This window comes from Pseudomonas sp. RHF3.3-3 (assembly GCF_048069595.1).
Lineage (GTDB): Bacteria > Pseudomonadota > Gammaproteobacteria > Pseudomonadales > Pseudomonadaceae > Aquipseudomonas > Aquipseudomonas fuscovaginae_B.
This window is the reverse complement of record NZ_CP182250.1, coordinates 3,916,933-3,932,498: the sequence shown is the minus strand read 5'-3', so window position 1 is coordinate 3,932,498 and position 15,566 is coordinate 3,916,933. Positions and strand designations below refer to the sequence as shown.

Annotated in this window: 9 protein-coding genes; 5 read left to right on the top strand and 4 right to left on the bottom strand. The window is 66.4% G+C overall.

From position 1 onward, the window contains the following. The first annotated feature begins 5 nt into the window (after positions 1-5). Both ACMGT0_RS17250 and argE read left to right on the top strand, forming a co-directional pair. A complete protein-coding gene (locus tag ACMGT0_RS17250) occupies positions 6-683 on the top strand; it encodes a DUF1028 domain-containing protein (RefSeq protein ID WP_054063229.1) in 678 nt (225 codons plus the stop codon). Continuing rightward, complete coding sequence (gene argE / locus ACMGT0_RS17245) at positions 680-1,837, top strand: acetylornithine deacetylase (RefSeq protein WP_416769053.1); 1,158 nt, start codon at positions 680-682, stop codon at positions 1,835-1,837. The genes ACMGT0_RS17250 and argE overlap by 4 nt, the downstream gene beginning before the upstream one ends. 48 nt (positions 1,838-1,885) lie before the next feature. Here argE and ACMGT0_RS17240 read toward each other — a convergent pair whose 3' ends face one another. Further along, a complete protein-coding gene (locus ACMGT0_RS17240) occupies positions 1,886-2,797 on the bottom strand; it encodes a LysR family transcriptional regulator (RefSeq protein WP_054060473.1) in 912 nt (303 codons plus the stop codon). Between the two features lie 259 nt (positions 2,798-3,056). Between ACMGT0_RS17240 and ACMGT0_RS17235 the strand changes: the two genes are divergently transcribed. From ACMGT0_RS17235 to ACMGT0_RS17225, 3 genes are all read left to right on the top strand, one after another. Next, complete coding sequence (locus ACMGT0_RS17235; RefSeq protein WP_054063230.1) at positions 3,057-4,664, top strand: GMC family oxidoreductase; 1,608 nt, start codon at positions 3,057-3,059, stop codon at positions 4,662-4,664. A gap of 119 nt (positions 4,665-4,783) precedes the next feature. Continuing rightward, entirely contained in the window at positions 4,784-5,635 is an 852-nt protein-coding gene (locus ACMGT0_RS17230) for a helix-turn-helix transcriptional regulator (RefSeq protein WP_054060475.1), read from the top strand. 106 nt (positions 5,636-5,741) lie between these two features. Continuing rightward, complete coding sequence (locus ACMGT0_RS17225) at positions 5,742-7,124, top strand: aspartate aminotransferase family protein (RefSeq protein WP_416769052.1); 1,383 nt, start codon at positions 5,742-5,744, stop codon at positions 7,122-7,124. A 113-nt stretch (positions 7,125-7,237) separates the two neighbouring features. Here ACMGT0_RS17225 and ACMGT0_RS17220 read toward each other — a convergent pair whose 3' ends face one another. Genes ACMGT0_RS17220 through ACMGT0_RS17210 form a run of 3 tightly spaced genes read right to left on the bottom strand, consistent with a single transcriptional unit; the run spans position 7,238 to position 15,566 of the window. Continuing rightward, positions 7,238-8,599, bottom strand: a complete 1,362-nt coding sequence (locus ACMGT0_RS17220; protein ID WP_416769051.1) for a hypothetical protein — start codon at positions 8,597-8,599, stop codon at positions 7,238-7,240. Next, positions 8,596-14,907: an AAA domain-containing protein gene (locus tag ACMGT0_RS17215; RefSeq protein WP_416769050.1), complete on the bottom strand. Its 6,312-nt coding sequence runs from the start codon at positions 14,905-14,907 to the stop codon at positions 8,596-8,598. The genes ACMGT0_RS17220 and ACMGT0_RS17215 overlap by 4 nt, the downstream gene beginning before the upstream one ends. Before the next feature lie 5 nt (positions 14,908-14,912). After that, positions 14,913-15,566, bottom strand: a complete 654-nt coding sequence (locus ACMGT0_RS17210) for a 4Fe-4S single cluster domain-containing protein (RefSeq protein WP_416769049.1) — start codon at positions 15,564-15,566, stop codon at positions 14,913-14,915.

The window sequence follows — 15,566 nt, the reverse complement described above, 5'->3', positions numbered from 1 at the left end:
TTGCCATGACCTTTTCCATCGTCGCCCGGTGCGAAAGCACCGGTCAGTTCGGCATCGCCATCAGCTCGTCGAGCATTGCCGTCGGCGCCCGTTGCCCCTGGCTGCGTCCCGGCGTGGGCGCGGTGGCCTCGCAGAACATCACCTTGCCGGCATTGGGGCCGGAAGCCCTGGACGAGCTCGAGCAGGGCCTTTCTCCTGCCCAGGCGCTGGACCGGGTGCTGACGCGCAACGGCTACAGCCAGTACCGGCAGATCACCGTCATCGACCACCTGGGGCGCACCGCGCATTTCAGTGGCAGTGAAACCCTCGGCGTGAACAACGCCGTGAGCGGTGAACAGTGCGTGGCGGCCGGCAACATGCTGGCCAGCCCGGCGGTGATCGAGGCGATGGTCCGCAGCTTCGAGCAGGCCGAGGGCCAGTTGGCCGATCGCCTGCTGGCGGCGATGCAGGCCGGACTGGGCGAGGGCGGTGAAGCCGGTCCCGTGCATTCGGCGGCGCTGGTGGTGGTCGGCGAGCTGCTCTGGCCGATCGTCAACCTGCGCGTCGACTGGGCCGATGAGGATCCGCTCGGCGAACTGGGCCTGCTGTGGCAAGCCTACCGTCCGCAGATGCAGGACTACATCGACCGCGCCCTGGACCCTTCGCGGGCGCCCGGCTACGGTGTGCCGGGAGATGATCGATGAGCCTCAGCCGCGAGTTGCTGGCGCGGCTGGTGGCGTTCGATACCACCAGCCGCGAGTCGAACCTGGCGCTGATCGGGTTCGTGCGCGACTACCTGGCCGAACTGGGTGTGCCCTGCGAACTGATTCACAACCCCGAGGGGAACAAGGCCAACCTGTTCGCCACCATCGGCCCGGCGGATGTGCCGGGCATCGTCTTGTCCGGGCACACCGATGTGGTGCCGGTCGACGGCCAGGCCTGGACGTGTCCGCCGTTCGAGCTGACGGAGCAGGGCGGCAACCTCTACGGGCGCGGCACGGCGGACATGAAGGGCTATATCGCCTGTGTCCTGGCACTGGTGCCGGCGCTGGTCGACAGTGCCCTGCGCCTGCCGGTGCATATCGCCTTGTCCTATGACGAGGAGGTCGGTTGCCTCGGCGTGCGTTCACTGATCGAGGTGTTGCGTGGGCGGGCGGTCAAGCCGCTGCTGTGCGTGATCGGCGAGCCGACGCAGCTCAAGCCGGTGCTCGGGCACAAGGGCAAGCTCGCCATGCGTTGTGACGTGCAGGGCGCGGCCTGCCACTCGGCCTACGCGCCGCAAGGGGTCAATGCCATCGAGTATGCCGCCCGGCTGATCGTCGAACTCGGTCGCCTGGGCGAAGCACTCAAATCTCCCGGCCAGCATGACGGGCGCTTCGATCCGCCGTTCTCCACGGTACAGACCGGCGTGATCCAGGGTGGCAAGGCCTTGAACATCGTGCCAGAGGATTGCCGGTTCGATTTCGAGGTGCGCGCCTTGCCACAGATGGACCCCTGGCAAGTGGCCGAACAACTGCAGCGGTACGCGTCCGACACCCTGTTGCCGGCGATGCGCGCGGTCAGTGCCCAGAGCGACATTCGCTTCACCGAGTTGTCGAGCTATCCGGGGCTGGCCACTTCGGTCGAGAGCCAGGCGGCCGGTTGGGTGGCGCAGTTCTGTGGTTCGCGCGAGTTCGGCACGGTGGCCTTTGGCACCGAAGGCGGGCTGTTCGACCAGGCGGGTATCCCGACCGTGGTCTGCGGGCCGGGCAGCATGGATCAGGGGCACAAGCCCGACGAGTTCGTCAGCCTGGCGCAGTTGCAGGCCTGTGACCAGATGCTGGAGCGGGTCCTGGCTTTCGCTTGTCAGGTCCGATGACGGCCCCATGCGGAGGTTGCGTCGGCAACCTCACGCCCCCTGCGGCACTCACTTCTGTAGCCGCGCCAACTCCTCGATGCAGTACTCCACGAACAGTTGCGCCGGCTTGGTCAGTTGCGAGCGTCTCGGCCAGGCGGCCGACAGGCCCGATCCCGTGACGGTCTCCGCCAGGGGGATGCAGGCCAGTTGCCTGCCGTCATAGGTGTAGTTGGAGAAGGGTCGGGTGACCAGGATCGAAAAGCCGAAGCCCTGGGCGACCATGCCCCGGACCATCTCGATCGAGGGGGAACTGAAGGTGATGTGCGGGGTCAGGCCGCGCTCGGTGAAGATGCTGACGAAGTAGGTCCGGCTGGGCAGGGTCCCGAGCAGGATCATCGGTTCGAGGACCAGGTCATGTAGCGACACCTTGGCCTGATGGGCGAAGCGATGATCGGCCGGCAGCAGCGCATAGGGTTGTTGCGGCGGCATCAGCGGCGCGGTCTCGATGGTGTGGTCCAGGTCGTGCTCGAAGAGCATCGCCAGGTCGATGCTGCCGCTGGTGAGCGCCTGGATCAGCTCCTGCTGTTCGCCATCGCGGATCCGGATCTCCACGCCCGGCCAGCGTTCGCGGAAGCCGGCGATGAGGCGCGGCAGGTACAGTGGCGCCACCGTCTCGTAGCAACCGATATCGATCTGTCCGGCCACCACATCGTTGTCGGCCAGGGCGTTCTGCTCGAACTCGTGCGCCATGCGCAGCAGCTCCTGGGCCTTGCGGTAGAAGCGGTTGCCGGCCGGGGTCAGCGACATGCCGCTGGCGTGCTGGCGGATGAACAGCTGGACGTTGAAGCTGTCCTCGAGCTGGCGTATGGCGGTCGAGACCGAAGGTTGCGCGATGTAGAGCTTGCGTGAGGCTTCGGCGACGCTGCCGCATTCGACGACGGCGGTGAAGTACTTCAACTGGCGAAGGTTATAGGCGGCCACGGAATCCTCTCATCAGACACCTTGCAGAACCTTATTCAAGCGCACCCCGATGGTGCGTGGTTATAAGTTTTTTCCGGGTAAGGCAGAACATTTTTACTCATTTCCCCCGAGATGCCGGCCCGGCACTATGAAGCGGCCCGATGCCGTCCGGCATCGAAGAACAACACCTACAGGGCAGGCACACCCGTTGCCCATCTGCCAGCAATCTTCATGCCTCGTGTCGTTCAGGCGCGAGCGCCATTGTCCAGGGGAATGTCTGATGAAGCAGTTCGATTACGTCATTGTGGGAGCCGGCTCGGCCGGTTGCGTGCTGGCCAACCGGCTGAGTGCCCACCCGGAAAACCGCGTCTGCCTGATTGAAAGCGGCAGCCATGACAACAGCGTGCGTATCCAGACGCCGGCCGGGACCATCACCCTGTACAAGAGTCGCAAATACAGCTGGAACTTCTTCTCCACGCCACAGAAGCAGCTCAACAATCGGCGCCTGCACACCCCGCGGGGCAGGATGCTCGGCGGCTCCAGCTCGATGAACAGCATGATCTACATCCGCGGGCATGCCAGCGACTACGACCGCTGGGCCGCCGCGGGTTGCCCGGGGTGGGACTGGAACAGCCTGTTGCCGTATTTCAGGAAGTCCGAACGCAACCTGCTCGGCCAGGATCTGCACTATCACGGTACCCAGGGCGAGTTGTGCGTCGATGTGCCGCGCGACCCCAACCCGGTGTCACGGCTCTTCGTGCAGGCGGCCGAGCGCTGTGGCATTCGCCGCAACGATGACTTCAACGGCGCCCGTTTCGAAGGCTCGGGGCTGTACAACGTGACCCAGAAGGACGGCAGGCGGCTGTCGAGCTTTCGTGCCTTCGTGCAACCGGTGCGGCAGCGGCCGAACCTGACGGTGCTCACCGACTGCACGGTCAAGGGCGTGGTCTTCGATGGGCTGCGCGCGGTGGGGGTGCGTCTGCTCGATGCCCGCGGCGAGTCGGTGATCCGCGCCCGGCGCGAGGTGATTCTCAGCGCCGGAACCCTGGGCAGCGCGCAACTGTTGCTGGCTTCCGGGATCGGCCCGAAGGAGCAACTGATCGAGGCCGGGGTCACGCCGCTGCACGATCTGCCGGGTGTCGGCAAGAACCTGCAGGATCACCTCGACGGCCTGGTCACCGTGCGTTCGCCATCCCCCCGGACCCTGGGCTTTTCCCTGGGCGCCTTGCCGAGCATTCTCGCCGCGCCGTTTCGCTACCTGCTTGGCCGCAAGGGCTGGCTGACCACCAACTACGTCGAGGCGGGCGGTTTTGCCCGCACGCCGCTGGCGGGCGAACTGCCCGATGTGCAGTTTCACTTCGTGCCCGGCTACCGCAGCCATCGTGGTCGCCTGTTCGAGTGGGGGCATGGCTATGCGCTGCACACCTGCGTATTGCGTCCGCGCAGCATCGGCCAATTGCGCCTGCAACCGGGAGGGGCGCTGGCCATCGATTTCAACTTCCTGGCCGACGACGAGGATGCGCGGGTCCTGGTCGAGGGTCTGAAGCTGGCGCGGCAGATCCTTGCCGACCAGGGTTTCGAGGCGATTCGCGGGACCGAGATGTTGCCGGGCAGCCATGTGCAGTCCGATGAGCAACTGCTGGCCTATATCCGCGAGCACGCCGCCACGGTGTTTCATCCCGTGGGCACCTGCAAGATGGGCACCGACGCCATGAGCGTGGTCTGTCCGCAACTGAAGGTGCATGGCCTGGAGGGGCTGCGGGTGGCCGACGCGTCGATCATGCCGACCCTGATCAGTGGCAACACCAATGCGCCGTGCATCATGATCGGGGAAAAGGCGGCCGATCTGCTGCTGAGCGCACAAGGGAGCGGCCAGGCCGCGCTGTGACGGCTGAAACCCGCTCACCCCAAAGGGTGATAGGCCGGCACCGCCAGTGATGAGAAGATGCTCCTGGCCGAACACCACCACCGGTATCGGCATGCGCTGAACTGCAAAAGGCCGCCTCGATGGCAAGCAATCGACTGACCACCCAAGACTGGTTCCGCCACATGGCCGACGTCACCTGTGTGATCGGCCAGCCAGGCTTCGTCGATGCCCTGTTCGCGGCGCTGTGCCACCTGGCCCCGAGCCAGGGCACCATGGTCTATCTGTTTCCGCGCCAGGGGCTGCCGTCGGCTTTGGCCGAGACCCGGGACGACGGGCCCTGGTTGCCCCAGGGCAGCATCCGCGAGTACATCGGCGGCCACTACCTGCTGTGCCCGTTCTACCGCGCGGCGATGGAAGGGGCGAGCGCCGGCTGCTACCGGCTGGCCGATGTGGCGCCGGACCATTTCAAGCGCAGCGAGTACTACCTGACGTTCTACCAGCACTCGCACCTGGAGGATGAGGTGAACTACCTCGTACCGCTGGGCACGGAACTGGTGATTGCCGTAGAGCTGGCCACCACGGCCACCTACCGTGCCAGCCAACTGCGCGACCTCCAGCGTGTGACCCCGTGGGTGCTGGCCGTGGTCAGCCAGCACTGGCGCCATCTGGAAGGCCAGGTGCTGGGCGGGCGTTTCGAGAGCGCGATCGAGCGACAGATCGGCCGTGCGCTGAACACCTTCGGGGCCTCGGTGCTGACCGAGCGCGAGTGCGCCATCGTGCAACTGCTGCTGCGGGGGCATTCGAGCAAGTCGCTGGCCCGACGCCTGGGCGTCGCCGAGGACACCATCAAGAGTCACCGCAAGAACATCTACGCGAAACTGGACATTTCCTCGCACTCGGAACTGTTCTCGCTGTTCATCAATTCCCTGGCCCAGGCCCGGGACGGTCTGGGCCAGGACCCACTGGCGCACTACCTCGATCACCGACACTGATGGATATCCCGCTGCAACGAGGGTCCTGGCCCGGATGAACACCGGCCATGGGCTTACGGCAGGCTGCTGCCTGGAAAAAGACCACAACGCGATAGGAGTCATGGCCATGAACGCCCCCGTTACCCCGCAACGTACCACCCGCGACTACCAGGCGGCCGACGCCGCGCACCACATTCATGCCTTCCTGGACCAGAAGGCCCTCAATGCCGAAGGCCCTCGTGTCATCGTGCGCGGGGAAGGCCTGCACCTGTGGGACAACGACGGCAAACGCTATCTGGACGGCATGTCCGGCCTGTGGTGCACGCAACTGGGCTACGGGCGCAAGGACCTGACCGTCGCGGCGGCGACCCAGATGGATCGGTTGGCGTACTACAACATGTTCTTCCACACCACCCACCCGGCGGTGGTCGAACTGTCCGAGCTGCTGTTCAGCCTGCTGCCCGGCCACTACAGTCACGCCATCTACACCAACTCCGGTTCCGAGGCCAACGAGGTGCTGATCCGTACTGTTCGCCGCTACTGGCAGGTGGTGGGCAAGCCGTCGAAGAGGATCATGATCGGCCGTTGGAACGGCTACCACGGCTCGACCCTGGCGGCCACGGCCCTGGGTGGGATGAAGTTCATGCATGAGATGGGCGGGCTGATTCCGGATGTGACGCACATCGACGAGCCCTACTGGTATGCCCAGGGCGGCGAGTTGAGCCCGGCGGAGTTCGGCCGTCGCTGTGCGCTGCAACTGGAGGAGAAAATCCTCGAACTGGGAGCCGAGAACGTCGCCGGTTTTATCGCCGAGCCGTTCCAGGGGGCTGGCGGCATGATCTTCCCGCCGGAAAGCTACTGGCCGCAAATCCAGCGCATCTGCCGCCAGTACGACGTGCTGCTGTGCGCCGACGAGGTGATTGGCGGGTTTGGCCGCACAGGGGAATGGTTCGCCCACCAGCACTTCGGTTTCGAGCCGGATACCCTGTCCATCGCCAAGGGCCTGACCTCCGGCTACATCCCCATGGGCGGCCTGGTGCTGGGCAGGCGTATCGCCGAAGCACTGGTGGAGCAGGGCGGGGTATTCGCCCACGGGCTGACCTATTCCGGTCACCCGGTGGCGGCAGCCGTGGCGATCGCCAACCTCAAGGCACTGCGCGATGAAGGTATCGTCAGCCGGGTGAAGGACGACACCGGTCCCTATCTGCAGCGTTGCCTGCGGGAGGTGTTCGAGCGGCATCCGCTGGTGGGCGAGGTGCAGGGCGCCGGGCTGGTGGCGGCATTGCAGTTCGCCGAAGACAAGGCCAGCCGCAAGCGTTTCGCCAACGAAAACGACATCGCCTGGCGCTGCCGGACCATTGGCTTCGAAGAGGGCCTGATCATTCGCTCGACCCTGGGGCGGATGATCATGGCGCCGGCACTGGTGGCCGGGCGCAGTGAACTCGATGAGCTGGTCGAGAAGACCCGCATCGCCGTCGACCGTACCGCACAGGAACTGGGCCGCCTCTGAGCCCTGCCTGCCGCATGAGCGTTCGGGGTGGCGGCGACGCCGCCCCGGGCCTCGCATTGAAGCGGACGTGCGCCCGGCCCATCCCGGTTGCATTGCTCACGAGGGCCCGGCGATCAGCCGCCGGTCCTGTTCTCTGAACGGCTCGTTTCGAGGGTTTGCTGCGACTCGGCAGCCGCCACCACCTTGAGCTCGACCTGGCCGACCTCCAGGGCCTGTTCGATGATCAGATCACCGCCCTGGCTTTTCAGCAGCGCCTGCAGGCGCTGGAACTCGCCACACCAGATGGTCTCGATGTCGCGGTCCCGGGTCTTGTCGCGTTCGTGACTCATGGCCACGGCACGCACTTGCAGGCGGCCGGTGTCGGCCTTGCCGCCCACTTCGACCCCGAACCCTGGCGTGGCGGTCTTGCGCAGTACCACCCGACCGTTCTGTGCCCAGGCGGTTTCCATGCCTTCGCGGGTCTCGTAGCCGAGGCTCGCAAGCCCCTGCAGGATCGCCTGGCGACGAGCGATGGCCGCCTGTGCCTGCAGGTGGGCCGCGATCACGGCCTTGCATTGCTCGATCAGTTCGTCCATCTGCTGCGGGGCCGGGCTGGCGTGACTGTTTGCGACGCGCTCCAGCAGTGGCTGATGAGTGGAATCCTTGAAGGCGGCCACTTCGTTGGCCAGGCCCTGCAACTGATTGAAACGGGCGCGTTGGTCCTGGTAGCGGCGCGTGGCGTGGGCCAGGTCGAGTACCAGGCTGTCGAGTAGCAGGTTGCGGGCCTGCTGGCGCGACTCGGCCTCGGCCTTCCGCAGTTTCAGAACAAATGCTTCGGCCGCTTGTGCACCGTGCAGCAGTTGCAGTTCGGCAATGTGTCGGTCGATGCGCAACAGGCGGACATCCCTTGAACCGTCGAGCTGCTGCCGGGCGATCCAGTCGGCCAGCGAAGGTGTCGGCGCATCGCTCTTCAATTGCTGGGCGAGGGCGTGTTGCTCTGCGCCGAGGGCTTCCTGTGCGGGCACGCTGGTCAGCAGGGCGAAACCCTTTGCCAGCAGGGTATCCGCGTCTTCACGTCGGGCACCCTGGGCCAGTTCGCCGATCTGCTGCAACAGTTCGCCGGTTACCCGGCCAGGCTTGGCGTGCAGGGCCTTGAGCAGGGTCGCCGCGGTTTCGTGGACACGCCGCTGCTGCTGGCGTTTTTCCGTCGCCCGGATAATCGCCCGTTCCTCGCGCTCTTCCAGGTCACGTTCGAGGAAGTCGATTTCGATGGGCACGGCCTTTTGCAGTTCGCGCAGTTGATCCTGTTGCAGCAAGGCGCGCAGGCGTTCATGCCGGGCCAATGTCGCAGCCCGGTCGGCTTCGCTCAGCTCGCCGATTCTGCCGGCCTGCGCCAGCCAGCGTTCGAGGGCGGTTGCCAGGCGCTGAAGGTGAGCCTCGCAGATCGCCAGGATCTCTTCCCGGGTGACGATGCGGACGACTTTCGGTCCACTCATGAGCTGGTCTCCGTGAGGGGCGCCGGGCTGTCCGGCTGGGGTTCGAGGGCAGGTTGCAGGGCGTTCTCGATCGCCGCCCGCAGCCGTGCCCGTTCATTCTCGCCATCGTGGTACCAACCATGGGACGAGACCCGGTGCAGGCTCGCAATGGCCCGGTGCAGCACCGACGGCCGCCAGATTTCCCGGGCCCGGGCGCGGTTCAACAGGGGGTGGCAGGGGGAGTCGCATTCGATGCCAATGGCATACAGGCCCGTGGCCGGGTTCTCGATCGCGAAGTCCAGGCCAAAGGCATCGCCCTCGTTGGCGCTGCTGGCTTGCCAGCCGAGCGACTGAATGTACTGGCCGACAGTGCTGACGAAACCGTCGCGCGGCTGCTGCTGACGGCGCCGGGCCTCGCCACGGTCGGTCTGCAGGCGGTTGAGCAGGCTGCTGCTGGTGGCGAACTCCCCGGACGACAGGCTCCGGGCATATTCCAGGTAACCCTGCAGGTAGTCGCGGGGGCTGTTGGGGGCGCGGTGGGTGTTGAGCATGTCGGAGATGTCGGCGATCGGCATCGAGGTGACCAGCACCACCTTCCGCCGGGCGCGGGTGACGGCCACGTTCAGCCGCCGCTCGCCGCCTTTCTGCCCGAGCACGCCGAAGCTGCGGCGGAACGCGCCCTGGCTGTTGCGGCCGAAGGTGGTGGAGAAGACGATGATGTCGCGTTCGTCACCCTGGACGTTTTCCACGTTCTTGACGAACACCGACATGTCTTCGCCGTCTTCCAGACGCTCGCGCTCCTGGGCGTAGGCCTGGCGGAACACCTCGTCTTCCTCGGCGCGTCGCTCCAGATGTTCCTCGATCAGGTCGGCCTGCTTGCGGTTGAAGGTGACCACGCCGATGGACGGGCGCTGTTCGTGGGGCTGGCGCCAGAGCTCGGCGAGATGTTCCACCACCCGCTCGGCTTCCAGGATATTGCTCTGGTTCTGGTAGAGCCCGTCCACCTGGATCAGCTCCAGCGGCTTGATCCGCAGGATATTGGCCTGGGGATGGCGCACCGGCACGCTCAGGCGGTTGCCGTAGAACGACGCGTTGGAGAAGCCGATCAGTTCGCGGTAGGCCGACCGATAGTGGATCTCCAGGGTGGTGCTGGGCAGTACGCTGCGGGCCAGTTGCAACAGGTCCGGGCAATCCTTGATCTCGCGGCGGTTCCAGGTGTCTTCGAAGGCTTCGCGCTGTTCCTCGTCGGCGTCTTCGTCCGGCAGGTCGCCGTCGAACAGTTCGGCCTCATCGCTTTCGACCCGGCTTGAGAAGAACGCCGTGGGCGGCATCTGTTTCTCGTCGCCGCTGATCACTGTCACCCGGCCGCGGTAAAGCGTTGGCAGGGCAAACTCCACCGGCATCTGCGAGGCTTCGTCATAGATTACGGTATCGAACAGGCGGGCCTTGAGCGGCAGGACGCGGCTGGCCACGTCGGGGTTCATCAGCCAGACCGGGCGCAGGCTCATCAGGCCCAGTTCCGAGCCCATTTCGATGAACTCGCGCAGGCGTCGCGAGCGTTTGCCGGTCAGGCGGGTGACGTCTTCCCATTGCTTGCGGCTGCCCAGGCGGGCAGGGTCGACGCCCTTGCCGAGCAGTTCGCGGTTGAGCAGGCGCATCTGGATGTCGGCCTCGGCCAGGCCGGCAATCTTCGCCCGGGCCTCGTCCTGGCCGAACAGCAGCTCCGGGTTGGCCTGTTCGATCCGGTGCTTCCAGCCGAGCCGGGCTTCACGATTGAGCAACCGGCGCACGGCGCTTTCGAGCTGGTCGACGGGGAACTGATCGAGCTTGTCCTGGATTTGGCGCAGCAGGGCGAGCAGTTCGAGGTCGGCCTGGCCGAGTTGCCCGACCCGGCCGCGAAAACGCTGGTAGGCGGCCAGTGCGGGCAGGTCCTGTTGCAGTCGGGTCAGGGCCAGCAGGTTGCTTTCGTTGGTGGCGACGGCACGTTCAAGTGCCTGGCGCAGGTCGTCGCCGATCCAGTCGGCCAGGGCCTTGAGCCGGTCCAGGCTGTGTTGTCGTGCACCGTGGCGCACGAGTGCGGCATCGAGGTCCTTGAGCAGCGCCTCGAAGCTCTGCTTCTGCCCCGTAAGAATCGCGGCATCGACCTGTTCGCCACGCGGCGCCGACGCCAGGCCCTGGGCCAGTGCCTGGATCTCGCGCAGGTGGCGGATATCCTGGCTGGTCAGGCTCGCCAGCTCCAGCCGGACGGCCTGGGCAATCGCTTCCAGGCCCAATGCCTGGCGCGCGGCGTTCAGGGCCGCATGCAGAGGGCGGGTGCGGATTTCCAGTTCGGCGGCGGCCAGCAGTGCCGGCACGCGGGAGTCGTCGGCCTGGGCGTCGTGGCTGCGCATGAAAGCCCGCACCCGCCTGCGCCGCATCAGGTGCAACGGGTTGATCCGGGCCAGCCAGGACTTGGCTTTGAGCACCTGGGCGGTCTGTACCCGCAAGCGCTCCAGTTCCTTGTCGGTCAGGGCACTGAGTGCCGGGGAGTGGGCGGGCAGGTAGTGCGCGGGATCCAGCTGGCGCAGCTGCAGTTCGACATCACCCAGCTCGGCGAGCAGGGTTTCGCCGCGCAGGGCCTGGGCCGTTTCGCTGCGACGGAACAGCGGCAACCAACGGGCCAGCCGCAGGCGCTGTTCTTCCTTCAGGCCCAGCAAGGCCTCGACATGTCCGGCCATCCAGCTCCGGTAGGGCGTGGGGTCGTCGACTTCGAAACTGGACAGGTGTTCCTGCAGCACGCCCTGGCGAGCCGCTTCCGCGGCGACAAACGCCTGCAGGCATTCGGTGAAAGCCTGCAAGGTCGCCGGGTCGGCGGCGAAAGGCTGCAACTGTGCCAGGGCACTGCCTTCGAAACGGGCCGGCAGCCAGAGACGGATCAGCGGTGCGCAGTTTTCTTCAAGGCGTGTCAGGCTGGCGATGTCCAGTCCTGCCAGGCGCTGGCGCAGTGCCGGAAACTCCAGGGGAGGGCTGCCTTGCTCCAGTTCGATCAGTTCTCCGAGCAAGCCGCGGTAACTGAGGCCGGTCGCCTCGTCGAGACGATGCAGGCTCTGGTGGAAACGGTCCAGTTCGCCTTCCAGGGTTTCGATGCGTGCCGCCAGGCGTTCGCGCTGGCGCTGCCAGTCGGGGGCCCAGGCCCCCTCGATAAACAGCGCTTCCAGTTGCTCGCGGATGCTGCGAATGACCGGCTCGCGGTCGCGGTTGACGTCATTGAGCATGACGATGCGCTGGCCCAGGCCTTCGGCAACCAGGCGCTTGTGCACCACCTCCAGGGCTGCATGCTTCTGGCAGACGATCAGTAGGCTGCGCTGGCGGCCAATGGCGTCGGCGACCATGTTGACGATGGTCTGGCTCTTGCCGGTGCCCGGCGGGCCCTCGACCAGCAACCCGGGACTTTGCCGGGCGCGCAGGACGGCAGCCTCCTGGGACGGGTCGCTGGCGGCGGTGAAGAAGCGCTGCAGTTCGGGCGGTGTCCCGCTGTCCTGCGCTTCGCCCGGCTCCTTGAGGCGCAGGGCGGTTTCCAGGCCGGTGCCAGCGGGGGACAGCGACCTCAACTGGCGCAGATCCTCGCCGATGGCCTGGCCCATGAAGGTGACATGGAACAGCACGGCGGCGCAGGCCAGTTCGTCCTTGTACGGTGTCACTTCGATGCTGGTCGGCGGCAGCGCGGTCAAGGCCCGTGATCGAGCCGTGGCGAGCATGCCAAAGGCGTCCATCACATCGGCGGCGCGGATCGCCGAGCGGCCCAGCAGTTCTTCGGCGGTCTTGCGCCACTGCTTGCAGGCCTCGGGGCCGAGCAGGCTGTCGAGCGCCGGGTTGAGCCGGACTTCCTCGCGCTCGCCGTCGAAGGCCAGTGCGACCTGGGCGCGGCTGCCGACTTCGACCAGCAGTTTCAGCGGCCACAGCAGCAACGGCACGATGCGTGGACGGGTATTGCCCCGGGCATCGCGGCTGAGCAGGAACGGGAACCCCAGGTACAACCCGTCGATGCCGGTATCGCGCTTGTACAGCGAGCTTTGCCGGTGCAGCGCGTGGAGTCGCGATTCCAGTTGCGTGTTGGCCAGGAAGCTTTCCGGGTCGAGACTCACCGAACGGGCGTTGCGCAGCAACAGGTGATCGAGCAGGGCGGCGGCGGGGCGACGCTCGCTGTCCAGTTCCTGGAGATCGACCCGCGCGGTGGTCTTGCCGATGCTCATGCGTACCAGGGGCCCACGCATCACCGCGGTGACGACCTTCTTCTCGAAGAAATCGAGGATCTGCGAGACGTACTGCTGCTTCTGCGGCTCCAGCCATTGCTCGGCGGGAATCGCCAGCAGCACCAGGGCCTTGGCCAGCGGCATGCGCCGTTCCAGGCGGAACTGCTCCGCCCAGTCATCCACCGCCGGTACGCCACTGCGGGCGAAGCCGCTGATACGCTCGTCGACGGCGCGATACAGATCCTGCCGGCTGTGCTCCAGCAACGCGCTGGCGCTCTGGGTGTCAAACAGCCGGACATCGGCTTCCCTGGCCAGGCCCGCGGCTTGCTCGACGATCGCCGTGGCCGAGCGGAACTGGCTGATGTTCGCGCTGAGCAGGACGATCAGGTCCTCTTCGGCGATCACCCGGCGCTCCGACAGGACCTGCAGCCCAGGATGGTCGGTGTCCGGCAGCAGGCGCTGGCGGTCCTGCCACTGGGCGGCCAGCCGTGCGCGGGAGGTGGACAGCAGGTAGATGCGCAACTGCTCTTCGTCGACCTCGATGTGCTGGTGCAGCGCCCGCTGGCGAACGTTCTGCGCGCGGACGCTGAGCCGCGACAGCCAGCTTTCGGTCTGCAACTGTTCGAGCAGGTCGGGCAGCGAGCCGCTGATCAGCCGGTAACCCTCCAGCGGATGGTCCAGCAGCCAGCCCGGGGTGACGATTTCTCCGCGATGGATCAGCGGGATTTCGGGGTTGAGCAGTTTGAGGGCCAGCATCAGGCGGAAATCGTCCTCGATGCCTTCGTGCTGGGCCACCTGGCGCAAGCCGGCCAGTAGCCGCGGCGCCAGGCCGATGTGTTCGGCCCAGGTGACGATGACGCCACGCAGCAGATGGTCGAGGGCCTGGGCCCAGTGGTCCGCCTGGGCCGCCGCCAGGGCGAATACCGAGGGTTTGCGAAAGCGCTGGCTGCCCAGGGTGATGGCCGCGCCTTCGTCATCATCCCGTTCGCTGTACGACGAGGCCGGAGCCTCTACCGGCAGGCCGTTGAGCCAGTCCTGCACCTGCGGCCACTGCCAGCGCTGGTGCCGGTCACGGGCCAGCAGGCCGCGCAGCAGCAGGTTCAGTTGCGGGTCGAGATCGTCGGGGATCGGCACGCCGTTGGCGAGCACATGAATCAGGAAGGCGTTGGGGTTGATGCCTTCGAAGCAGGCACCCTGGGTCAGCTGTTCGAGCAGGACCATGCCCAGGCTCCACCAGTCCGACGCCGGGGCCACGCCGCCGGCGATCGCTTCGGGGGCCATGTAGCGGCTGGTTTCCAGCGGGGAAACGATATCCAGGTCGAACTCGGACAGCCGCGCCGAGCCAAAGCCGCTGATCACCAGGTCCAGCGGTTCGCGGCTGCGCACCAGCAGGCTGGCCGGGCGCAGGTCGCGATGGCGCAGGCCGGCCTCGTTGAAGGCATGCAGGGCCTGGCCCAGCTCGCCGACCACATGGCGAACGGCGGCGGCATCGCGGACGACGCTGCCGAGGTCGGCCAACGTGCCGCCGGTCAGTTCCTCGATCACCTCGTAGGCGCGCTCATTCCAGCGGCCGGTGGCGAGAATCTCCGGCACATGGTCGCGGGGCAGCCGGCGGATCACGTCGTAGATGGCCGGGTCCGGTTCGGCACCCGGGCGGTACAGGGTCAGAACGGCCTGCTGGCCGCTTTCCTCATGCCGGGCGATGTAGCGCTCGCGGACGCCGTCGGTGCAACTGATCTGCCGCAGCAGGTGCCAACCCTCCACCCGTGTGGCGCTGTCGGGTTGCAGGGGCGCTTGTGGCGGCTCGATGTCGTTCGACGGGGCAGCCGCAGGGCCGCTGCCACACTCCAGGCACATCAGGTCGCCGGCCTCCAGGGGATGGCCATTTTCGCAGAGGGCGGTGAGGGGCGCCGCGGCGACTTCGTCGGCGACCTGGGCCAGTTCGTCCACGGTGACAACCGCTTGGGGACGCCAGCCATCGGGGTGAATGGCCTCGCCGGACAGGTCCCAGCCGCAGGCATGGTCACCGAGGATGCCTTCACAGAAGATTTCCGCGAGCGAGCGCTCCGACTGGCAGTTTGGGCAAAAACGAATCATCCGTATCACTTCCCTTGGCGAGGCCGCGAGGTATGGGCGCTCAGCTGTAGTTGGTGGCCTTGGTCATGGAGCAGGTCGCGTAGCCGAAGCAGGTCGTCACGCCTTGGGATGCCGGCCATCCAGACGCTGCCATCGTCGTCGAACATCAGGTCCAGCGCCTTGTCGGCAGGTATCAGCCGCCGCTCATAGGCGGCCAGACGCGTGCGCCCCCGTTCGGTGAACAGGCTCAGCCGCTGGTTGTCGCTGCCGCGCAAGGCCATCGATTGCGGCTGTTCCTGCCGGTAGGGGTCGCTGATCAGGCCATCAATCAGGCCATGGGCCTGCCGTAGCCTGGGTTCGAGCTGCTCCAGCGAATAGCCGCTGTAGACCAGGATGTCGACGTCGCTCAGGCGGCGCAGTTCACCGAGCAGGGCCAGCAATGCGTCGAACTGGTCGAAGGGCTCGCCACCGGACAGGGTGATGCCTTCGGCCTCGGCCAGCCACGGCTGCAGTTGCGCCAGCAGTTGAGGCAAGCCGATACGCCAGCGGCCGGGCCCCCAGGTGTCGGCGGAAATGCAGCCCGGACAACGAATGCTGCAGCCCTGGAACCAGATGCCCAGGCGCCGTCCCGGCCCCAGTGTGGTGACCGGAAAATGCACCCGTGACAGGCTCAGTTCCAT

What these genes read in the sequence shown, in the direction of transcription:
- ACMGT0_RS17250 (WP_054063229.1), top strand. Translation starts at nt 6, where the DNA reads ATGACCTTTTCCATCGTCGCCCGGTGCGAAAGCACCGGTCAGTTCGGC.
- argE (WP_416769053.1), top strand. Translation starts at nt 680, where the DNA reads ATGAGCCTCAGCCGCGAGTTGCTGGCGCGGCTGGTGGCGTTCGATACC.
- ACMGT0_RS17235 (WP_054063230.1), top strand. Translation starts at nt 3,057, where the DNA reads ATGAAGCAGTTCGATTACGTCATTGTGGGAGCCGGCTCGGCCGGTTGC.
- ACMGT0_RS17230 (WP_054060475.1), top strand. Translation starts at nt 4,784, where the DNA reads ATGGCAAGCAATCGACTGACCACCCAAGACTGGTTCCGCCACATGGCC.
- ACMGT0_RS17225 (WP_416769052.1), top strand. Translation starts at nt 5,742, where the DNA reads ATGAACGCCCCCGTTACCCCGCAACGTACCACCCGCGACTACCAGGCG.
- ACMGT0_RS17220 (WP_416769051.1), bottom strand. Translation starts at nt 8,599, where the DNA reads ATGAGTGGACCGAAAGTCGTCCGCATCGTCACCCGGGAAGAGATCCTG.
- ACMGT0_RS17215 (WP_416769050.1), bottom strand. Translation starts at nt 14,907, where the DNA reads ATGATTCGTTTTTGCCCAAACTGCCAGTCGGAGCGCTCGCTCGCGGAA.
- ACMGT0_RS17210 (WP_416769049.1), bottom strand. Translation starts at nt 15,566, where the DNA reads ATGGAACTGAGCCTGTCACGGGTGCATTTTCCGGTCACCACACTGGGG.